Here is a 21,950-nt window from a genome sequence, read left to right as displayed (position 1 = left end):
GAATTTCTTCAGCTATTATATGACAAAGAGAGTTCAGATAGTATAGAATGAAAGATAATTAAGGTAAGGCTTCAAGAGCATAGAGTGCATCATGCAATTGTTTTGAAAATCGATTTACATATTAATGATAGATAATTGAAGTAAAACGGTTCTCGAATAATTGGCCTGATTCATTTCATTCTTTTGGTAGGTTGTGCTGTTTTAAGGAGAGAATTGATGCTAGAATACAACGTTCATCAAGGAGTCGGCAAAGAGTATGTGGTGTTTCTCCACGGAATCGGGGGAAATTCAAGGATTTTCGGCAAGCAGCTCGATATATTCAAGAAATCCTATAATGTAATAACGATTCATTTGCCCGGACATGGAAAGTCCCCAAGTGTAGAATCATATAATGAGAAGTTCACAATTGATTTAAATGTTCGTGAGGTTCTTAAAGTACTTGATCATCTGAAAGTGGAAAGGGCACATTTTATCGGCATATCCCTTGGCTCGGTTCTGATTCATGCTTTGCTCCAAACTGCTCCAAATCGCGTGAAAAGTGCCGTTTTAGGAGGGGGGATAACAAGATTTAATTTACTATCCAATACACTTCTAAAAATCGGTGATGCAGTAAAAAATATCATTCCATTTATGTGGTTATATAAAATTTTCGCCTATATTATGATGCCTAAGAGCAATCACAAAGTTTCACGAAAATTATTCATACGCGAAGCAAAGAAAATGAACCGTAATGATTTTCTCGGGTGGTATCGTCTTACCCCTTATGTGAAATCAACATACGCTTCTGTACAAGAACGGGCTTCTCATATTCCCAAGCTTTACATATCAGGGAAAGAAGACCACCTATTTGTACAGTCTCTTGATCAGGATACAAAAGGAGACCCATCCGCTACGAGAGTGTTCATTGAAGATTGTGGACATGTTTGTAATGTAGAGAAGCCGAAGGAGTTTAATCGACTGGCTCTTGATTTCATTTATAAGAATCAAGGTGTACCGTTACGCAAGGTTCAATAAAAACAGATGTTTCCCATTTCTTTATCGAGATGGGAGTTTTTTTGTAAATGCCTGTATTCTCAAGGAATGAATATGAGAGAGTAGAGAAATCTCTGTTAAGTAATCTGATGGTTCTTAACAGGGATTTTTTTGTTCTGTGGTTAAGGAATTAGAGAAAGGGAATAGGGAGGGATGGAGGGCGATGATTGGGTGATATTCTTTTGAGAGGTCCGTGTCCCATAAAGGATTTATGAAACATTAAGAGAATATAGTACCTATGGGTGTGCTAAAGGCGGGTGAGGGTTTCGTGAAAGAGATGATGAATTTCAGGTATGAGGAGTATCCTTTTGTGTTGTTTTCGGTGTCCCATTTGGCAGCAATGATTTTCTCGCTGGGGTGTATGATTGGCTTGTTTGTTCTTAGAAATCGACTAAGCGGCAAAGGTAAGGCTTTGTTAAAATGGCTTCTCGTGGTGCTGCTTGTATTGAGTGAAGCATTATTTCAAATTTGGTACGTTGTCAATGATCATTGGGATGTAGCCATTAATTTGCCGTTTCAATTATGTTCCATCTCATTGTATTTGTGCACAATCATGCTTATCACGAAAAATTATAGAATCTTTGAAATCAGTTTTTTTGCCAGTATGACAGGTGCTTTTATTGCCATCGTGACACCTGAGTTGTTTTTTGGTTTTCCCCACTTCCGTTATTTTCAATTTTTTCTAGCACATTTGGCGATTGTATTATCCTGTTTGTACATGGTATGGATCGAAGGCTTCACATTGACGTTCCGGTCTATGGTGAGGGCATTCATTGCTTTAAATCTGATCGCTGTCATCGTGTTCATGGTGAACAGATTGGTAGGAGCAAATTATATGTTTCTTTCCCATAAACCGTATAATGCAAGTCCCATAGACTATTTAGGCGAGTATCCTTACTACCTCCTGGCTCTTGAAGGTGTCTCCATAATATTATTCAGCCTTCTATATTTACCGTTTTATCTCTTAGAAAATAGGAAAAGTAAAGGAAATGTAAATACATGAAACTTTCCTGGGGTTCAATCCGTCTATTACATATAAGAAAAGTCAGGTGTAGGAATGATGAGTAACAGTATAATCATAAGTATGATCATTTTGGTTTCTTACAGTCTAGGAAGTATAACTGGTGCTTATTATATAGTGAAAATGTTTACCGGTGAAGATATTCGTAAACTGGGTAGCGGAAATGTCGGTGCGACGAATGCAGGTCGAGCTATAGGGAAAAAAGGTTTTCTTCTGACTCTGCTGATAGATGCCGGAAAAGTGATTCTTGCATTAATGATCACGGCACAACTGGCAGAAGGTGAGGGCTATTTTGTTCTCAGTTCTATATTTGTCATGATCGGACATCTGTTTCCAATCCAGCTTGGACTTCACGGGGGAAAGGGAGTAGTTGCTTATTTAGCCACTGCATTATTCCTTAATCCACTTATCATTGGGGTTTTTGCCATCACTATGGGAACCTCATATATGATTTTGAGAAAATACACCATCGCAGGATTTCTTTCAATGGCAACCATTCCGATTTCGGCATATGTGATTGAGGGTTCATTCACCGTTTTTATCGGATTATTGTCACTTTTTGTGACGGTTCTGTTGGTCCATAAACGATAACTGAAGCAATCTGCGGATACATAGGAGGTACGAGAATGGAAAACCTTTCTCTTCAGTATAAAATTGCAAGTGAATCAAATGAGTTTCAACAAATCTATACACTAAATTATCAAACCTTTGTAGAAGAAATACCTCAGCACGAAGGAAATTCAGAACGCAAATTGATTGATAAGTTTCACGATGAAAATACATATGTCATTGCTAAGGATGAAGGTGAAGTCGTGGGCATGATCGCGGTTCGTGCCAAGCGCCCCTTCTCTTTGGATATAAAACTGAGTGATTTGAATGAATATTTGCCGGCGGGTGCCGTTCCATGTGAAATTCGTTTATTAGCTGTAAAAGAAGCCTATAGAAGTACGAGGGTATTCTATCAGCTATGTGAGCGTTTAGTATCTTTTTGCTTGGAGAAAGGATATACGATGGCTCTCATTTCAGGAACGGTTCGTCAGCTAAAGTTGTATAAACGAATCGGCTTTCAGCCATTTGCTGATCTCGTGGGGGAGGAAGGGGCAAAATTTCAGCCAATGTATTTAACCCGTTATAGCTTCGAAAATTCGACGAAAGCCTTTCAGCGATTAATGATTCGCAAAACAGAAAGTTCAGTTCCGCTTTCCTTCCTCCCAGGGCCGGTTCCACGTCATGAAAAGGTAGAAAAAGCTTTCAAAGGAGGAGCTATTTCTCATAGAAGCAGCTCGTTTATTCATGAAATGGAAGAAGTAAGAAGATCATTATGTGAAATAACAAACGCAAACTATGCAGAAGTTGCAGTGGGAACAGGCACCCTATCGAATGATATGGTTGCAGCTCAGCTGAAATCTTTGTCAGGCAGCGGCCTAATTCTTGCAAACGGAGAATTTGGTTCCAGGTTGATTGATCATGCAAACAGATTTGATTTACATTTTCATTCGTTAGAAAAGGACTGGAATGAAGCAATTTCATTAGGCGAAGTGGAAAGCTTACTCCGGGGAAATCAAAATATTAAATGGCTTTGGACGGTTCATTGTGAAACGTCTACTGGATATTTGTATGACCTGAAAGGGCTACTTTCTCTGTGCCAAAGGTATGGGGTGGAGCTATGCGTCGATGCCTGTAGTTCGGTTGGGACCATTCCGGTGGACTTTAAGGAAATGTACTTTGCCACAACGGTCAGTGGGAAGGGCTTAGGCTCTTATCCCGGCCTAGCCATTGTATTTCATCGAGATGAAATACAGCCCAGCCCATCAATTCCGAGGTATCTGGACATGGGAATGTACGAAGTGAATGCAAGCATCCCATATACTCACTCATCTAATCTAGTAAGGGCGCTAAAAGAGGCAATGCATTTTATTGAGTATGAAATGCATGAAAAATTAGCTCAGACAGTAAGGTGTGTATTAACTCAAGGAGGATTTCATATATTAGGGGATGAAAACTATTCTCCTGGAGTGATTACAATTGCACTGGAGAGGGAACAGTGTAGTAGGCAGTTTGGTGATGTTTGTAAAGATAGAGGTATTTTATTAAGCTACGAAAGTGACTATTTAGTAAAGAGAAATTGGGTGCAGGTAGCACTTATGGGAAGACAAAACGAACGAAAGGTTTTGGAAGCAATGAAAATACTCAACAAAGAATATCAAAGCAATGTCGATTCAAGGGTTGTGAAATGAGCAGGTTATCCCGTTTTATTTCTCGCTTTAAGACCTACAAATTAATTGTGTTTGCACTCATGACCTTATGGTTGAAGACCGTACTAGTTTCTTTTATCGGGTTTAATTTACATATCGAATCCTTCTTGGACTTATTACTCATCATATTCAATCCTCTTGGTTCGTTAATGCTACTAATTGGTTTCAGTTTTTACTTCTCAAAGAAGATAAAACCCGCTGTTGTCATCCTTGTTATGGGGATTGCAACCGGGCTCTTATACGGTGATCTATTATATTTTCGATTTTACTCAGATTTTGTTACCGTTCCGATTTTATTTCAGTTTAAAAATGTGGGGGGGATCGGGCCAAGTACCTTTGAACTGATGAGTCCATGGGATCTCCTTTTAATTGTAGATTTCCTAATTGTCGGTTGGTTATTAAAGAGAAAGTGGACGGCTACCTCTTCCATTAAGGTCTCAAAAAAGTGGAAGCTTTCATATATCGGGTTGAGTCTACTGTTACTACTCGTAACAGTAGGATTAGGGCTGATAAAATCGCCATATTTATTTGCTGAATCATATGACAGAGAGCAAATGGTCAAATCAGTGGGACCATACAATTATCACCTATATGATATTGGGGTCGAAGCTACGGTACCTTTCACCAAGATGCTTGCCAGTAAATCAGACACAGAAGCGTCCATTAAATATACACAATCCAAGAAACATAACAATTCCGATCTGTTCGGTGTTGCCGATGGAAAAAATGTTGTATTGATCAGTATGGAATCCACCCAAAATTTTGTCATCAACCAAAAAGTCGATGGGGAAGAAATCACACCTTTCTTAAATTCATTGGTCAAGGACAGTTTTTATTTCAATCAAATTTATGATCAGACCGCTCAAGGGAAAACCTCAGATTCTGAATTCATGATCGATACAGGTTTATACCCTCTAGCAAGTGGTTCAGCATTTGTTCGCAAACCGGATAACCGTTATAAAAGTATGCCTCATATTTTGGAAAAGAAAGAAGATTATTATGCGGCGGTGTTTCATGGGAATGACCGCACTTTTTGGAATCGTGAAATCATGTACGAATCGTTAGGCTACGATCGCTATTTTTCAAAGAGAGATTTCAATGTTACGGAAGAAAACTCTGTTAACTACGGATTAAAGGATATCCCGTTCTTTGAGCAATCCATTTCGTATCTTGAGAAATTACCTCAACCGTTTTACACCCGTTTGATTACGCTGACCAATCACTTTCCTTTTTTATTAGAAGAAGAGGATAAACTTATTCCAGAGGCTTCAACAAATGAGGATGTTGTGAACCGTTACGTAACAACCGTACGTTATGAGGATGAAGCGATTAAATCATTGTTTAACAGGCTTAAGAAAAATGGATTATATAAGGACACGATTTTTGTACTATATGGAGACCATTATGGCATCTCCGAAAAATATGAAAATGGAGTGTTCGAACTTTTAGGGCAGGAAGACACCCCGGTGAATCATGTAAAACTTCAACAAGTTCCACTCATTATCCATGTGCCTGGTGAAAAGGGAAAAACAATCGAAACGATAGGTGGAGAAATCGATATTCGCCCGACCATTCTCCATTTATTGGGGATTAAAACGAGGGATAATCTTTCCTTTGGACATAATCTGTTCACACGAAAAGAAGATCACCCAGTCATTTTCAGGGATGGTGACTTTGTAACTGAAAAGTACGTCTTTAAAGACAATGTTTGCTATGATAAGAGCAGTGAAGCAACGACTGCTGACTCATTATGTGAGCCATTTAAAGAAACCGTAAGAAAAGAATTAGGCATGTCTGATGATATTATTTATGGAGATTTGTTGAGGTTTTTAGATTAGACGAAGAAAACCCGGCTCTATTGTAGAGTCGGGTTTTGAATTGTTGATTTAATTATGGATAATATTATTATGTAAACTTAAGTCATTCCTGATTTTCTAAAAGGGCTATTTTAGAATTCATTTCATAGAACCTTCCATTAAAGCCAATCACTTCTAGACTAAATATACGGTTCGGGTCATTTAGGCTTATGTAATGTCTTTTTATACGTAATGTAAATAGTCCAGGAGAATAGTCTCTGTTTCCATTTGCAAGTTTAATCCTCTCTGCAATGTTCCCATTCCCGCTGTCCAATTCAATGATAGAGCAGTCTTTATTGCAATCAATAGTGTATTCTTCTTGCAGCCAAAGTGTAAAATCTTTTTCTGTAGGCTTATTGAGAATGGTTATTATGCAAAGGGTTACGATTACACCTATTAGAAATAGGAATGTCCATTTTTTACTCATTGTATTTAGCCTCCCACCAGGTTGTAGAGTCCTGGAAAATCTTGATAAATTAAGTGTATCACAGATTAAGAGAGAGGAGATTACTCTAATATAAAAGCTCAGGATAAAATATCCTAAGCTTTTGGTTATGTTTATTGTTTGGTTATGAGAGGGAGCAGAATTTTCACGAGTGTACCCTTATTCAACTCACTTTCGTACTCAATCATGCCACCCATTTCACGAATGATTTTGTTCGTCACCATGCTTCCAAGGCCGGTGCCTTTTGTTTTCGTGGTGTAAAAAGGTAAGCCGATTTTTTTTAACTCATCCCCAGTCATTCCTTTTCCCGTGTCTGAAATATTGATAACCACATTGTCCCTGGAAGAGTCTTCTTTTATAAAGATGGTGATTTCCCCATGTTCCTCAATGGATTCAATTCCGTTCTTGATGACGTTCATAATCGCTTGCTTCATATGATGTTCATCACCCTTAATATAATGGGTGCCGTTTTGCTGGAACAGTATCGATGTATTCGAATAGGAGGCAAATGGTCTTAGTAAGTCGACACAGTCCTGAATCACTCTTTCCAGGTGGAGTGTAGACAACTGAAATTCACTAGGTCTTGCTACGCTAAGGTAGTCTGTGATGATTTTATTCGTACGATCTAATTCATTCAGAATAAGAGGGGAGTACCTTTTAAACTGTTCATCCTCGGTGTCCTCGCTTAGATGTTGTATGAATCCTCTTACGGTTGCAAGGGGATTGCGAATCTCATGGGCAATAGAAGCCGCCATCTGTCCCACCATGTTCAATTTGTCGAGATACACCATTTCTTCGATCTGTCTGTTCGTGTGAATCAAATGTTCAATAATGAATACAAGAGCAACAAAAGTAAAATAGAAAACAGTGAAATAAATTAAATAAAATGTCAAATGAAGAATAGGTATAAAGCTGTTGATAATCGTGATGTAAAACAATGAATGAAACAGGAAGATAATTGTACTCCCCAATAATTTATATTGTGTATTTAATAACATCCTCCGAAAGAGAATGCCTATTACAAACGCAAGGACAGAGACCGTTATTCCAACCATGACATATGGACCGCCTATTAAATAGCGGAAGATGATCACGCATCCTAAAACGATCGATCCTGATAATAATCCGGCGTAGATCGTTGCGATTAAAATGGCAATCATGCGTAAGTCGAAATGAGTTTTTCCAAGGGTTTCAATCGGATAAAGCATACATAATAAAGCTCCAAAGGATGCAATAAGACCATAAGTGATTTTATGTTTAAAATGTGGAACTTGTTTTTCTTTAAATGGAAATAATACATTAGCATTATACGTAAATGAAAATAAAATTGTAATATTGACCAACAAAGTTTTGATTAATGTAATCAAAGAAAAGCCTCCAAAACCTAATTTACCTGGAAACAGAAAACAGTTCCAGCTTATCCAAAATATGAATATACAAGTATTAAAAATACTTCATTTTCCCCTTTGAGTCAAATTAAATTTGCTGAGGGACGGACCTTGAAATGACAATTAGAAAATGGCCAGATAACTTGATGATAGCAAGGTATTGTTATGTCAATGAAAGTTGGATGTCGCTCATTTAGAGGTCCGTCCCTCATTATAAGCAGGTATTTTGAAGGTGATAATAGAATATATAAGTTATACAAGCCGGTTCTTGTAGGCTTTGAAGAGGATATTGTGTATGTTACATAGATCATTTTTGATTCCAATGAGATGAGTTCAGTTGTTGTCACGGGATGTTTTTCTTTGGAGGAGGAATGAAGATGATTGAAGGACAGGTAATAAATCAAATGCAGCAAGTGAAAATAAAGCATAAGAAGATTCCCCTTAAAGAGGTAGTGAAAAGAGCTGTCCTCATCACCATCGGGGCGATGATCATGGCGGTTGGCCTTGAAATATTTCTAGTTCCCAACCAGGTCATTGATGGAGGAATCGTTGGTGTCTCGATTATGCTCTCACATATTACAGGCGTTAAGCTTGGTCTTTTCATCTTTATCCTTAACATCCCCTTTTTCTTCATAGGTTATAAACAAATCGGAAAAACCTTCGCATTCTCTACACTATACGGAATTATCATACTATCGATTTCAACTACATTTCTTCATCCGGTAGCTGCCTTCACCCAGGACATTCTGCTGGCTTCTTTATTTGGAGGGATCGTTCTGGGAATAGGAGTGGGTATGGTCATTCGTTACGGCGGATCTCTTGATGGAACGGAAATCCTTGCTATTTTATCAAGTAAAAAGCTGCCCTTCTCTGTCGGTGAAATCATCATGTTCGTCAATCTGTTCATTTTGGCTTCCGCCGGATTTGTATTTAGCTGGGATAGAGCAATGTATTCACTTCTGGCCTATTACGTAGCTTTTAAAATGATAGATATTACGATTAAAGGACTGGATGAATCCAAATCGGTTTGGATCATAAGTGAAAACCACAAGGAAATCGGTGATGCCCTCTTACACCGACTGGGGAGAGGAGTGACCTATTTGAATGGTGAAGGTGCTTTTTCAGGAGATGATAAGAAAGTGATATTCTGCGTCATCACTCGTCTGGAGGAAGCGAAACTGAAAGACATCGTTGCAGAACATGATCCATCCGCCTTTCTTGCCATTGCTGATATAGCAGAGGTAAGAGGTGGGAGGTTTAAGAAGAAAGATATTCATTAGACATGAGAGAAAGCGCAGTGGAGGGAAGTCCCTATACTGTGCTTTTTATTGATTTAAAACTGAAAATTGAATTAGGCTCTTTTCGTGAACATTCAGACTAATAATATATTGGAAGTGCTCTGATAAGTAGCGTACATTTCCTTATTGTCGTCCCCTGGCGGTTATAGTATGATAAGCTAGATTATCACGATAGAGGGGGAAGAGAGTGATGAAAACCATGTTGCTTGTGCTAATTTGCACGTTTGGATGTTTCCAGCAGATATACGATATTCAGACTCATAGGGGAGAAGAAGTCATTCAGGATCAAGCTCAGATTGCCTATCTTGACGATGATTCTTTTTCATTAACTCCTTCTCTTGTGATGAAAAAAATAGAAGATAAAAGCAGAATGCCTTTTAATAGAAGTCTGCCTCAATTTCCTCCCACTCTTTCCAATGACGGACTATTTTCCCATTATCGTGGGGATTCAACCGGGTTTGGGGTCATCGTGAAATACCACTCCAACTATCTTTCATCTTAGTCATATTGACAACATGATTAAACGATAGAGGAGAAATGATAAATGGACTTCATCTTGTTAATAAAAGCATTTATATTGGGTATGGTCGAAGGGTTAACGGAGTTTGCGCCTGTATCTTCCACTGGCCATATGATAGTAGTAGACGATTTATGGATTCAATCGAAAGAAGTATTGGGTAAATATCCGGCAAATACATTCAAAGTTGTGATCCAACTAGGCTCAATTTTAGCAGTTGTCATTGTATTTAAAGAGAGATTTAAAGAATTACTCGGATTTAATCACCGTACCGCAAATAAATCGTCCAATTTAAAATTGACCCATATACTGGCTGGATTGATTCCTGCAGTGATTCTAGGCTTGTTATTTGAGGATTATATCGATGAGCATCTTTTTTCACTAAATACGGTTCTGGCGGGTTTAACAATCGGTGCTTTCCTCATGATTGCAGCGGATTTGTATCGTCCCAAGATCGTCACAGTGGAGAATGTGGATCAGATAACACATAAAAAAGCGCTGGTGATCGGGCTTATTCAATGCTTATCATTATGGCCAGGTTTTTCCCGGTCGGGATCGACCATTTCTGGAGGAGTTTTACTTGGATTAAGCTACCGGGCAGCATCAGATTTCACATTCATTATGGCGGTTCCGATAATGTTGGGAGCAAGTTCGCTTTCTCTTATGAAGAACTGGATGTATTTTACCCCTGAGTTTTTACCGTTTCTATTGGTTGGATTCTTAAGTGCGTTTCTATTTGCTTATCTGTCGATACACTTTTTTCTGAAGGTGATTAATAAAATCAAGCTAATACCTTTTGCGATCTACCGGCTTGTTCTAGTCGCGATTATTTTCCTTGTTTATATTTAAACACTCTTGACAGTTAGAAAATACTACCATATAATTTCAATAACAAATTTATTCTAAATTGAATATACTATACGAAAGCAAAGATGAGGACATGATTCATTCCGTTTTTTCTTGATCAGAGAGCAGGGTCACCGGCTGAGAGCCCTGAAGAGAAATGAATGATTTACCACCTCGGAGCTATTATGGTGAAATGCCAGTATCCATAATCGGGAAAACCGTTATCTTACTTAAGCGAAGAGTAATATCTTACACTTCTGAATTAGGGTGGAACCACGACCGCACTCGTCCCTTGGTTAGGGATGGGTGCGGTTTTTTTATTAATTGTATAATAAAGTGATGAAGAGGACACGAATCATTTCTTGTATTTCTTACCAGAGAACAGGGTCACATGGCTGAAAGCCCTGAAGAAAAGGAAGTGATTTACCACCTCGGAGCTATTATGGTGAAATGTCAGTATCCATAATCGGGAAAACCGTTATCAGCTTTGAGCGGAGGGCTTTAGTTTAGCACTTCGGAATTAGGGTGGTACCACGACCGCATTCGTCCCTTGACAGGGATGAATGCGGTTTTTTATATAAAAAAATTGATTAGGAGGAAACAAAATGTCAATTCAATCTGAAGTGGAAAAACGAAATCACAGGAAATTAGGTCAGGAGTTGGAGCTATTTGTATCGATGGAGGAGGCACCCGGCATGCCCTTTTATTTACCGAAAGGGATGCTATTACGAAATGAGTTAGAGGAATTTTGGAAGAGGGAACATCGAAAAGCTGGATACCAGGAGATTAGAACTCCCATTATGATGAAGCAGGAGCTATGGGAAAAGTCAGGTCACTGGGATCATTACCATGAGAATATGTATTTCTCAGAGGTAGATGATCAGAAATATGCGATAAAGCCAATGAGTTGTCCGGGAGCAGTCTTAATCTATAAAAGTAAAAGAAGAAGTTATAGGGAGTTACCCCTTCGATACGGTGAATTGGGATTAGTCCATCGGCATGAGCTGTCGGGTTCATTAAGTGGATTATTGAGAGTCCGTTCCTTCACTCAAGATGATGCTCATCTATTTGTAAGGGAAGATCAAATTCGGTCGGAGCTTCATAACGTATTGGATCTTATCGATCTTTTCTATAGCAAATTCGGGTTTGACTATAAAGTTGAGCTTTCGACTCGACCGGAAGATTTTATGGGCTCCGTTGAATTATGGGATCAAGCTGAAGGAGATTTGGAAGGTGTGTTGAAAGAGAGAGGAGTCAATTATCATGTTAATAAAGGAGACGGTGCTTTCTACGGGCCAAAAATAGACTTTCATCTATTGGATGTCATTGGGAGAAGCTGGCAATGTGGAACAGTTCAACTTGATTTCCAAATGCCTGAAAAATTTGAGTGTGAATATATCGGGGAAAACAATGGGACAGTCAGACCGATTATGATTCATCGAGCGATTTACGGTTCGATCGAACGCTTTATGGCAATCATCATTGAACATTTTGGAGGAGATTTTCCTCTTTGGTTAGCTCCCCATCAGGTCAAAATTCTTCCGATTTCCGACACACATTTCCAATATGCTCAACATGTGAAGTCTCAATTAGAAAGTGAAGGGTTTAGGGTAGAAGTCGATGATCGTGTAGAAAAAGTCGGTCTGAAAATCAGAGAAGCAGAGATGCAAAAAGTTCCTTATATGATGGTAATAGGAGATAAGGAGGTCGAGTGTGATACTATTTCGTTACGTAAGAGGAAGGAAGGAAATGTAGGTATGTTGAAGATAAGGGAGGTTATAGCGAAATTAAAAGAAGAGGTAAACGACTTGAGTAGTAAGGCGAATTAAATGAAACATCCCTTGAATATTTCCTGTATTTTCTATATAATGAGAAAAGGAAAATTCTGAATAGTGCGAGAGGGGGAGAAGCTATGTTAATCAATCGTCAATCATATTTCAGCATTTCTTCTCCTATAAAAAGAACTAAAAGGGTAGTCATTCCCTTTTTAGTTCTTTTTTTATGTCCAGGGGAGGAATAGTGATGAGATACAAGCGTGTGTTAATTAAATTAAGTGGTGGAGCGTTGGCGGATAAGGAAGGAAATAATTTTGGCACTGAAGAGCTTGATCACATTGCAGGCGAAATCATGTCAATCGTCAATATGGGAATTGAAGTTTCCTTAGTTGTGGGCGGTGGCAATATATTTCGAGGAAGTCTGGCAGATACTTGGGGAATAGAGCGAGTAGAAGCGGATAGTATCGGAACTCTCGGAACCATCATCAACAGTTTAATGCTTAGAGGTGTGTTGAAAAGTAAGACCGACAAAGAAGTTCGAGTGATGACTTCTATCCCTGTATCAACGGTTGCCGAACCATATATTCGCCTTCGTGCCGTTCACCATCTTGACAAAGGATACATTGTCATATTTGGTGGAGGAAACGGCCAACCCTTCGTAACGACTGATTACCCTAGCGTTCAGAGAGCCATCGAAACGAATAGTGAGGCCATCCTTGTAGCAAAGCAGGGAGTTGATGGTGTTTTCACATGTGACCCTAAACGGGATAAAAAGGCGAAGATGTACCATAATTTAAATTACGATGACGTTGTAACGAATAATATTAAAGTCATGGATCAATCAGCTCTACTGTTAGCAAGGGACTATAAACTCCCTGTACACATATTTAACTTTGACCAGGCAGGAATCATGGAGAAAATATGCTCAGGTGAGAAGTGGGGAACGCTGATCAACCATGAAGAGACAAGACTTTGATCATGGCCATTTCATTTACATAAATAAAGATGGGGGAACCTAAAGATGGATTTTTCTTTTCAAATCATAACTCAGGAGCAAGCTCAGCATATTGCCTACCAATGGAAATATGATGGTGAATACGCATTTTATGATCTTACAGCGGATGAAGAGGATTTGGCGGAATTTTTAGATGGAGGTCAGCGAGGAAATTCAACCTATGCTGTACTTGATCAAGGGGAAATGATTGGTTTTTACTCATTTAATGAATTAAATGAGTCGACTATTGATATCGGTTTAGGCATGCATCCGAATCTTACAGGAAAGGGAAAGGGCGAAGCGTTCACAAGGGCGGGGGTTGATTTCTCAATCGCGAAATATGCTCCTGAAACTTTGACTTTGTCCGTAGCGTCCTTCAATAATCGTGCCATCAAGGTGTATAAGAAAGTGGGTTTCGTACCCATTGGAACATTCATTCAAGAAACAAATGGAAGTCGCTATGAATTTATTAAAATGAGTTATCCTCTTAGTAAACAAAGAATAGGGAGACCATAATGGATATCAGGATTCATAACAGATTTGATCCGGATAAGATAGATGAGATACGTGAAGTGTATCAGTCAGCAGGGTGGTTGAAGCATTCAAATGAAGTAATTAACAAGGTTTTTCAAAAAAGTGATATAATAACTTTCGCAATAAGTGAGGGTAGGATCATTGGAGTTGGAAGAGCCCTTACGGATGGTGTATTCAATGCCGCAATATATGATGTGGTCGTTCATCTAGAGTATCAAAAAATTGGAATCGGCAGTCTCATCATGAGTGACCTTTTAGAGCAGTTAAAAGATGTTTCTTGCGTTCAATTAATCTCCACAACCGGTAATGAAGAGTTTTATAGAAAACATGGAATGAAGAAAATGAAAACGGGTATGGCTAGATATTTGAATTCAAGTTTGACGGCTGAGTATTTGGTTTAGAAGGCATTGAAGAAAAGAGACAGCCACGTGTGACTGTCTCTTTGTTTACACCATTTCCATATAGAGCTTTTCATACTGATTGGCCAAATCGAAGTCCAAATCTGTCAGGCCATTTTCACTCCAGGAAGTCAACTCTACAATAACCAATTTGTATTGAATCGTTATAAATGGATGGTGATTCACTTCCTCGGCTGTCTCTGCCAGCTTGTTGACAAACCGTATTCCTTCAAGGTAATCCTTGAACCGAAAGCGCCGTTCAATCCATTTCTCTTCTTTTAACTACCATTTCTTAAGAGTTTCAAGATTTTGAGAAATGGCAGCTTCACCCAACTTTTTCATATTGTAACTCCTTTCGTTCCATAAATGACATCAAGTCCATTTTGAATGAGACGTGCAAACCGATCCTGCTTACTTAAAGCATATAAGTCTTTCAGAAGGTCTTCCTTTAACTGAGACCCAGGCTCGTGAATCTGCAGTAGTTCAATCATTTCAAGTCTAAGCAGCCACTCTTCAGGGAAATTCTCTTTCAGCCTGCCTACTATACTATGAATAAGATCTCTTGAAAAGGCTAGTTCTCTCAGTTCTCTGACCTCTCTGAAGAGGCTGTCCAATGGTGTAAGATCATGAGATTCGCCATCCTTTTCTTCGATAAGAGGTGTGTCCCCGAAGAAAGCATCATAATCTGCCGCATGTGGCCGTGCTGAAACAATTTCACTGCCTACTGCCAAATCGTAAGTTCCCCATGAAGGGTGGAATAAAACGTGCTCACCCAATGTCACCATACATTCATCAATTGATATGAGAACAAGATGATGATGGTGAAAGACGAGGTTCGTCACATGTCCAGAGACTTCAATCCCACCATGAAATGTGATTTGCATCATTTTATTCATCTCAATACCAAGTTTCCTTAATTCCGCTTCGGTTTGGTTCTCAAGAATGGTACCATCCTCAAGGATACCAATAGGTGCACCGAAGCCATCAGCATGATGATCTGTCCCGTGATGATCCAGTTGATCGTTTTGGATGGAAAGTGATGTTGGTCCTACGGTTTTGACGTAGATAGCTTCACCATGCTCATTTTTAATGACTTCTTTGAAGATTCCGGTGACTTGTAATCCGGAATTGTATTCGATATGAGCAAGTTGATTCGAATGAATCGCTTTCTCAATAGCGTCTGTTCCACCCTTACGGAAAGCCATGGTCTCTCCGAATTTCTCGACTTCTTCAATGAGTTGTTCGAAACTTTCACAAACAAATAGTTGAGTTTGCATGGAGGTAACATCATAGCTGGTATGGATGGCGTCTTCGATGGAGAACGGCCTTTTGATCACTTCACTTGATAAACAGTGCTTGCTTTCTCCAACCGATGAAAGCAGTCCTGCACCGAAGATCTTCGGTTGATGAAAATCACCGATCAAACCGAATTCAACAGTCCACCAAAAGATTCGTGAAATTTGTTCTGCTTCAGAAAGACCGGAAACGGCCTCTTGCTTTTCAATTAACACCTGCTTTGCTTCTTCAATTTCTTTCTCAGTAGAGCATGGATCCTCCATCACAATGGATAAATGCCTGGTTGCTTCAAATGCTTCGTGTTCTTCTTCAGTGGCAAAAGCGTTTGCTCCGATATTGCCGATGATCTTTACAAATCGGGAATAGGTTTCATCAAACAGAATGGGAGCGTGTCCGGCTGCTTCATGCAATATATCAGGAGCAGGGGTGTATTCGATATTCGATTTTTGACGAATATCTGTAGCTATCGGGAGAATACCGTGAGCCTGGAAATCAAAGAACGCTGTGCCAGGGATCAAACCGTCTACAATTGCAGCCCCCCAGCCAATTTTCGCTAAGTGCCGGTTCATATCACTTACCTTAGGAATTTCGTGTATGTTAATACCGGAGGCTTTTAATCCTTCAGTGAAAGCTTCGTGTGCGGTATCTTCAAGAAAGTGATGATTCTGTCTCATCACATAACGCCACACGGCATGATCGATAGGGCTGTATGAATGATAATGCTGTTCAGCTACAAATGGGCGTAAATGACTTGGAATGGTTTGGTTCATATTAAATTCTCCTTATTTCAAGAAATTGTTTAGTGCTTAAACGCTTTTATGCACGAAAGTAGATACATACAAAAAATCCCTGCTGAATAAATCAGCAGGGACGAAAAAGATCGCGGTACCACCCTTGTTGTAAGCAAATTGCCTACCACTCGAATTGATAACGGACAATAACCGTCTTATTCCACTACAGAACAAGAAGCTCAAGAAACGTAATTCATGATTTTCCTATGTACTAGTTCCCAGCACCACTAGCTCTCTATAACAGGGAGGAGATCACTACTTCAAATCCATCACAGCTCTTCACAAATATGTATGATCAAGATGCTTTATATCTTAAACGCTTTTAAGCGCTAAAGTCAAGGGGTTTTTTACGGGATATGATGTTTATTTAAGAATGATAATAGTATTGGTAATTTCACTGAAAGGAATATGTCAGAAATAAAACTTAAGTTAACGTGCAAAAAAAATAGCCACATAGAGAAAAAAACGCCAGGAAATCCTGACGCTATTAGTTATAAAATTTGCGTTTTTTCCTGGTGATCCTGAAGTTTCATTTGTTCTAATTCCAGTCTCATTTTCTGGGTTTCAATCACAAAATTTTCGTGTTTCAGTTTTTCCAGTTCGAGTTGGTCTTCTATCATTTTTTGTTTTAGCTTGGATTGTTTTTGGAAATGGTCCGTTATGATTCCGAGGATGGGTATTGAAAAGATCATGATAACAGCAATGGTTCCAGTCATGACAATCCTCCTTTTTCTCCTAATCGTATTCGTTCCTTAATAGTTAAATTATAACAAAACACGAGGTGGATTAGTATAAAGTGTGATAATGTTAAGAAAGAATCTTTATAGAAGAATATACGGATCAAAACATAAAAGAGTTTCATGTTTTCTAAATAAAGAGGAGAGTTACAGGAACAATTATTCTTTTGCGGAGAATTCCAGAACCTCTATCGTTAAAGACAAAATGGAATAAACTATAAGTTCCACTTCTTATGCACATACGTAAGCATTGTCTCCCGGTACTTTCTAACAATGGAATTCATGATGAAGTACGTGAGGATGCCGAATAACGGGATATTAATGAACATCCCGATAAAAAATGCTTTCCCCAATTGCAGCCCTACATCTACTGCTTCACTGGAGTTCTTTATTGACGGATCGACTACATCAATGGGGTAGAAGTGATATCCTACAAATAGATTCAAGTAGAAGAAAAAAGGGAAAGCCCAAATCAAGGAAACCCCTCCTACTAATCCAGCGAATGAGTTCCCTTTAAACACCTTTGCAATTGCTGTGGAAATGAATGGACCTATGCCAAAAGAGGGAACGAAGTTGATTAATAATCCAACCGTGAATCCTAATGCAATACTGTGGGTGTTATCTTTAAGACGCAATAGTTTAAGAGTAAGACATTTACATTCACGAAGCTTTTTTCTAATCATGAGATCAACACCCATTATCGTTTACTTTCATACTCAGTAAATAGTATGGTCAACTTTCTGGTTTCTAAATATAAAATTTTATAAGGTTATTAGAAGTTTTTTCACAACATTTCTTTAAGAAAATCTGTAACATGGTATCCTAGAAGTAATAGAATTTTTGGTAGAGTGAGGAAATAAGATGAAACTAACGAAAAAAATCCCCAATATGGTCACGTTGGGAAATCTGTATTGCGGTTTCTTATCCATTGGGTTTGCCGCTAGCGGACAATTTAAAAACGCAGCTATACTCATTATTATTGGCATGATGCTTGATAGCATGGACGGCAGATTGGCGAGAATGCTGCAGGCGGATAGTGTATTAGGAAAGGAATTGGATTCATTAGCTGATATTGTTACGTTCGGAGTCGCACCTTCTTTTCTTGTGTATTATACATATTTCTTTCAATTTGGATTATTAGGGTTAATTGTGGCAGGGTTATTTCCATTATTCGGAGCCTACCGCCTGGCAAGGTTCAATACCAGCCCGCCAAAATCGTCTCTTCATTATTTCGTGGGGGTTCCGATTACGGCAGCAGGTGGTATCCTGGCCATTCTCACCTTATTTGGCGACTTCATACCCAATATTGTAACAACAGTCATTTTCACCGCAATGTGCTTTCTCATGGTGAGCCGTATACGAATTCCGAGCCTCAAGGAAGTGCCTTTACCTAAGTACGGAACGATCGTGACACTCTTCATTGGAGCATTACTATTTGTCATTTACAAAGGGACCTATGAGCAGTTTCCCTATTTGATTTACATTGCCACACCCCTGTATATCGCATATCTGACGTATCGATTTATAAAAAGATAAAAATAAAAATGATCCAGGCATTTATGAACTATACCCCGGATAACGGACACTGATAAAAAAGTGCCCCTTATCCGGGTTTTTTTGTGTTTCAATAGAATTAATGAAAATGGACGGAGGTTTTTAGATGAGTAAGAAGCTTTATAGTGAATTTCAAATGAAAGAACTGAAGAAGAATTCGAATATCACAAGTGTTTCCGAACGCTCGATTTCCTACAGCCCTAAGTTTAAAATAAATGCAGTTAAAGAATATAAAAACGGGAAGATCCCTTCACAAATCTTCATTGAACATGGTTTTGATATTGAAATGATTGGGAAGGACCAGCCTAAACGATGTCTCCGGCGATGGAGAGAAACGTTTGAGCGTTATGGAGAAGAAGGATTCCTTTCGGAACGCAGAGGGAAAGGAAGCACCGGTCGCCCATCTTCAAGTTCCCTATCTCCTGAAGAACAATTGAAGAAAGCAGAGGCAAGAATTAAGTTCCTGGAAGCAGAAAATGATTTCCTAAAAAAGTTAGAAGTTCTAGAAAGGCAGGCGTTGAAGAAGAAACGATATTGAGGCAGTCCGAAAAGTTTTATCTTATTGATAGAACGATTCAAAAACACCGATTAAAGAAAACTATTTCCTATCTATGTGAACTGGCAGGAGTAAGCAGAAGTGGTTATTACGATTGGTTGAACGCTTCCCCTAAGCGTGTGAAACGAGAAGAACAAGATGAAGCAGATATAGTTCTAATCAAAGAAATTTTTGAGAAGAAAGATAAAAAAGCTGGTGCTCTTCAGATTAAAATGTTTATGGAGAATGACCATTCAACCGTCATGAATCCCAAGAAGATTAGACGACTAATGGCTAAATATAATCTTATTACAAAGATTAGAAGAGCTAATCCCTATCGGAAAATGGCTAAGGCGACGAAAGAACACTGCACCTGTCCGAATCTCCTGAATCGTGAATTCAATCAAAATGAGCCAGGCAAAGTACTCCTTACTGACATTACGTATCTTTATTACGGAAAGGGGCAAAAAGCTTATTTATCCTGTGTGAAAGATAGTACGACGAAGGAAATTGTCGCTTATCACCTATCCTCTTCCTTGGAAATGGATATCGTTTATAGTACCCTTAAGAAATTAAAGCTCGCAGTAGGGAAATCATTCCATTCTGAAGCCATATTACATTCAGATCAGGGATTTCATTATACACATCCCCAATTTCAAAATAGGGTGAAAACACTTGGATTAACCCAATCGATGTCACGTAAAGGGAACTGTTGGGACAATGCCCCGATGGAGAGTTTCTTTGGGCACTTCAAGGATTGGGCAGAGTATAAAACATGTAAGAATATTAGGGAAGTCAGAAAGGAAGTGTATCGAGTAATAGAGGAGTATAATCACCGGCGTTATCAATGGGGTATAAATAAAATGACCCCGGTACAATACCGGAGTCACTTATTAGCAGCCTAGGCTCTTTTTTAAAACTGTCCGAATTATGGGGTATAGTTCATTATTGCCCGGATCATTTTTTATTTTCCACTGTGCTAAACCGTTTCCTTAAAACTCTTTAAATCAAAAAGCAAGGGAGCAGGTTCCTAACTCTTTTAGCTTTTTAAATAAAACCAATAATGAGTCCTCCCACTGCTCCTGTCACCACGACGATCCAAGGTGGAAGTTTCCAAAAGACCAGCATGCTAAACAAAACCGCAGCAAAGGCAAAATCGATTGGAGCAAGAATGGATGAAGTCCATATCGGGTGGTAAAACGCCGCAATCAAAATTCCAACCACAGCAGCATTGACTCCCATCAGCGCGCCTTTTATCTTAGGATTCCTGCGGAGGGAATCCCAAAATGGAAGCGTCCCTAAAATGAGTAGAAAGGCTGGAAGGAAAATCGCGAAAGTTGCAAGCAATCCGCCCTGCCACCCATTAATCACAGCACCAATATACGCTGCAAATGTGAAGAGAGGACCTGGAACCGCCTGGGCTGCACCATACCCTGCCAAAAACGCTTCTTCCGTTAACCATCCCGTAGGAACAAACTCCCGTTCAAGGAGAGGTAAGACAACATGACCTCCACCGAAAACCAATGACCCGGAACGATAGAAGCTATCGAATAAAGTGATCCATTCAAGGGAGGTCAATTCCCTTAAGAACGGAAGAAGAAATAGTAATCCGAAGAATATAACTAAACAAATCACTGCGAATCTACGAGAAATCGGAAAGTCAATTCGTGCTTCATCGTCGGGTTTATGTTGTTTAAAGAGTAAAAATCCAATAAAAGCTGAAAGAAGGATGACCCCAATTTGTGAAAACGCTGTTTGCCATAATAAAATGACCACTAAAGCAAACAATGCAATCGCTTTTCGTTTTAAATCAGGCGTCAACTTTTTGGCCATTCCTAAAATAGCATGAGCAACGACTGCAACTGCGACAATTTTTAACCCGTGTATCCACCCGGCATCTGCCACATCCAATCCCTGAAGAATGATGGCGAAAAGAATCAATGCAACGACAGAAGGGAGTGTAAAGCCTATAAATGAAACAATTCCTCCAAGTACTCCTGCCCGCATGATGCCAATGCCCATTCCAACTTGAGAGCTTGCAGGACCCGGGAGAAATTGGCAAAGAGCGACCAGATCTGCGTAACTTTTCTCATCCATCCATTTTCTTCTGCGAACATATTCTTCATGAAAGTATCCTAAATGGGCAACCGGCCCACCGAACGATGTCAGCCCCAATCTTGTTGATATAAAAAGTATTTCAATCAGGGACTTAAAATTTCTTGATGTTTTCAATATTTTTTCACCTTCTTTGTTAGTCTTTGATTTCTTTAAATAGCTCATAGGCTTTATCTCGTGCTTCACTGAGTACTTTATTGCCTTTATCTGTAGTCGAATAATACTTCCTGATCTTCCCGTCCACGTTTTTCTCTTCTTTTGTTAATAATCCGTCAGTCTCCATTGAGTGAAGAATAGGGTACAGTGTACCGGAGCTTATGCTATATCCATGTTCTCTTAATTCTTCTAACATCCATGTACCATAAATAGGCTCTTCTTTAGCATGATGGAGTATGTGGATCTGAATAAACCCAAGAAAGAGTTTCCGTAATACTTTATCTTCCAATGAAACACCTCCTTTTATTCAAAGCGAAAATCAATATCGAAATTCGATATCGAAAATCCATACAAAGAATGTAACATGTAAAATGAAATGATTCAATGAACTTTCGGTAAATTTACAA

The 21,950-nt window shown here is 39.0% G+C and carries 22 protein-coding genes and 3 other annotated features; of the genes, 14 read left to right on the top strand and 8 right to left on the bottom strand.

The window, feature by feature from the left end:
- Positions 1-216: 216 nt before the first annotated feature.
- The 5 genes from ACXAF2_RS17465 (at position 217) to ACXAF2_RS17445 (ending at position 6,146) form a co-directional block, all read left to right on the top strand.
- Positions 217-1,014, top strand: a complete 798-nt coding sequence (locus tag ACXAF2_RS17465; RefSeq protein WP_475140575.1) for an alpha/beta fold hydrolase — start codon at positions 217-219, stop codon at positions 1,012-1,014.
- A 295-nt stretch (positions 1,015-1,309) separates the two neighbouring features.
- Positions 1,310-2,035: a YwaF family protein gene (locus tag ACXAF2_RS17460; RefSeq protein ID WP_475141274.1), complete on the top strand. Its 726-nt coding sequence runs from the start codon at positions 1,310-1,312 to the stop codon at positions 2,033-2,035.
- Positions 2,036-2,092: 57 nt separating this feature from the next.
- Positions 2,093-2,644: a glycerol-3-phosphate acyltransferase gene (locus tag ACXAF2_RS17455; protein WP_475140573.1), complete on the top strand. Its 552-nt coding sequence runs from the start codon at positions 2,093-2,095 to the stop codon at positions 2,642-2,644.
- Positions 2,645-2,679: 35 nt separating this feature from the next.
- Positions 2,680-4,290 (top strand): aminotransferase class V-fold PLP-dependent enzyme, encoded by a 1,611-nt coding sequence (locus ACXAF2_RS17450; protein WP_475140571.1) that lies wholly within the window; start codon positions 2,680-2,682, stop codon positions 4,288-4,290.
- Positions 4,287-6,146 carry an LTA synthase family protein gene (locus ACXAF2_RS17445; RefSeq protein WP_475140569.1) on the top strand — a complete coding sequence of 620 codons (1,860 nt, stop codon included), beginning with the start codon at positions 4,287-4,289 and terminating at the stop codon, positions 6,144-6,146. The genes ACXAF2_RS17450 and ACXAF2_RS17445 overlap by 4 nt, the downstream gene beginning before the upstream one ends.
- A gap of 82 nt (positions 6,147-6,228) precedes the next feature.
- On the opposite strand, the gene ACXAF2_RS17440 is transcribed toward ACXAF2_RS17445, so the two are convergent.
- Positions 6,229-6,591: a hypothetical protein gene (locus ACXAF2_RS17440; RefSeq protein ID WP_475140567.1), complete on the bottom strand. Its 363-nt coding sequence runs from the start codon at positions 6,589-6,591 to the stop codon at positions 6,229-6,231.
- 131 nt (positions 6,592-6,722) lie between these two features.
- Entirely contained in the window at positions 6,723-7,976 is a 1,254-nt protein-coding gene (locus ACXAF2_RS17435; RefSeq protein WP_475140565.1) for an ATP-binding protein, read from the bottom strand.
- A 425-nt stretch (positions 7,977-8,401) separates the two neighbouring features.
- Between ACXAF2_RS17435 and ACXAF2_RS17430 the strand changes: the two genes are divergently transcribed.
- From ACXAF2_RS17430 to ACXAF2_RS17400, 7 genes are all read left to right on the top strand, one after another.
- Positions 8,402-9,277 (top strand): YitT family protein, encoded by an 876-nt coding sequence (locus tag ACXAF2_RS17430; RefSeq protein WP_475141273.1) that lies wholly within the window; start codon positions 8,402-8,404, stop codon positions 9,275-9,277.
- Positions 9,278-9,482: 205 nt separating this feature from the next.
- The gene (locus ACXAF2_RS17425) at positions 9,483-9,797 is read left to right on the top strand and encodes a hypothetical protein (protein ID WP_475140562.1); all 315 of its coding nucleotides are present in this window, start codon (positions 9,483-9,485) and stop codon (positions 9,795-9,797) included.
- A gap of 42 nt (positions 9,798-9,839) precedes the next feature.
- Positions 9,840-10,661, top strand: a complete 822-nt coding sequence (locus ACXAF2_RS17420) for an undecaprenyl-diphosphate phosphatase (protein ID WP_475140560.1) — start codon at positions 9,840-9,842, stop codon at positions 10,659-10,661.
- Positions 10,662-10,732: 71 nt separating this feature from the next.
- Positions 10,733-10,954, top strand: a binding site (T-box leader).
- A 34-nt stretch (positions 10,955-10,988) separates the two neighbouring features.
- Positions 10,989-11,212: a binding site (T-box leader), on the top strand.
- 51 nt (positions 11,213-11,263) lie between these two features.
- Positions 11,264-12,487, top strand: coding sequence for a threonine--tRNA ligase (gene thrS, locus ACXAF2_RS17415; RefSeq protein WP_475140559.1), 1,224 nt, complete (start codon positions 11,264-11,266; stop codon positions 12,485-12,487).
- A 193-nt stretch (positions 12,488-12,680) separates the two neighbouring features.
- Positions 12,681-13,409: a UMP kinase gene (gene pyrH / locus ACXAF2_RS17410; RefSeq protein WP_475140557.1), complete on the top strand. Its 729-nt coding sequence runs from the start codon at positions 12,681-12,683 to the stop codon at positions 13,407-13,409.
- 45 nt (positions 13,410-13,454) lie between these two features.
- Positions 13,455-13,943 (top strand): GNAT family N-acetyltransferase, encoded by a 489-nt coding sequence (locus ACXAF2_RS17405; RefSeq protein ID WP_475140555.1) that lies wholly within the window; start codon positions 13,455-13,457, stop codon positions 13,941-13,943.
- On the top strand, positions 13,943-14,362 hold the full coding sequence (locus ACXAF2_RS17400) for a GNAT family N-acetyltransferase (protein WP_475140553.1): 420 nt from the start codon (positions 13,943-13,945) through the stop codon (positions 14,360-14,362). The genes ACXAF2_RS17405 and ACXAF2_RS17400 overlap by 1 nt, the downstream gene beginning before the upstream one ends.
- 45 nt (positions 14,363-14,407) lie before the next feature.
- On the opposite strand, the gene ACXAF2_RS17395 is transcribed toward ACXAF2_RS17400, so the two are convergent.
- The 4 genes from ACXAF2_RS17395 to ACXAF2_RS17380 form a co-directional block, all read right to left on the bottom strand.
- Positions 14,408-14,623: a 4a-hydroxytetrahydrobiopterin dehydratase gene (locus tag ACXAF2_RS17395; protein WP_475141272.1), complete on the bottom strand. Its 216-nt coding sequence runs from the start codon at positions 14,621-14,623 to the stop codon at positions 14,408-14,410.
- 74 nt (positions 14,624-14,697) lie between these two features.
- On the bottom strand, positions 14,698-16,425 hold the full coding sequence (locus ACXAF2_RS17390; protein ID WP_475140551.1) for an aromatic amino acid hydroxylase: 1,728 nt from the start codon (positions 16,423-16,425) through the stop codon (positions 14,698-14,700).
- Between the two features lie 93 nt (positions 16,426-16,518).
- Positions 16,519-16,728 (bottom strand) — a binding site (T-box leader).
- Between the two features lie 209 nt (positions 16,729-16,937).
- On the bottom strand, positions 16,938-17,162 hold the full coding sequence (locus tag ACXAF2_RS17385) for a hypothetical protein (RefSeq protein ID WP_148969181.1): 225 nt from the start codon (positions 17,160-17,162) through the stop codon (positions 16,938-16,940).
- Positions 17,163-17,398: 236 nt separating this feature from the next.
- Positions 17,399-17,866 (bottom strand): DUF2062 domain-containing protein, encoded by a 468-nt coding sequence (locus ACXAF2_RS17380; RefSeq protein ID WP_475140549.1) that lies wholly within the window; start codon positions 17,864-17,866, stop codon positions 17,399-17,401.
- 178 nt (positions 17,867-18,044) lie between these two features.
- On the opposite strand from ACXAF2_RS17380, the gene pssA reads away from it, so the two are divergent.
- Complete coding sequence (gene pssA, locus ACXAF2_RS17375) at positions 18,045-18,719, top strand: CDP-diacylglycerol--serine O-phosphatidyltransferase (RefSeq protein WP_475140547.1); 675 nt, start codon at positions 18,045-18,047, stop codon at positions 18,717-18,719.
- A gap of 124 nt (positions 18,720-18,843) precedes the next feature.
- A protein-coding gene (locus tag ACXAF2_RS17370) for an IS3 family transposase (RefSeq protein WP_475140545.1) occupies positions 18,844-20,177 on the top strand; the annotation gives its coding sequence in 2 pieces (ribosomal slippage) (positions 18,844-19,231 and positions 19,231-20,177; 1,335 coding nt in all).
- A 142-nt stretch (positions 20,178-20,319) separates the two neighbouring features.
- Here the strand turns inward: ACXAF2_RS17370 and ACXAF2_RS17365 are convergent.
- Together ACXAF2_RS17365 and ACXAF2_RS17360 are read right to left on the bottom strand one after the other, a co-directional pair.
- On the bottom strand, positions 20,320-21,552 hold the full coding sequence (locus ACXAF2_RS17365; RefSeq protein WP_475140543.1) for a chromate transporter: 1,233 nt from the start codon (positions 21,550-21,552) through the stop codon (positions 20,320-20,322).
- On the bottom strand, positions 21,524-21,832 hold the full coding sequence (locus ACXAF2_RS17360; protein ID WP_475140541.1) for a PadR family transcriptional regulator: 309 nt from the start codon (positions 21,830-21,832) through the stop codon (positions 21,524-21,526). Before ACXAF2_RS17360 ends, ACXAF2_RS17365 begins: the two co-directional genes overlap by 29 nt.
- Positions 21,833-21,950: the final 118 nt, after the last annotated feature.

This window comes from Rossellomorea sp. ABR4_004, from assembly GCF_056159585.1.
This window is presented reverse-complemented; position numbering and strand designations above follow the sequence as displayed.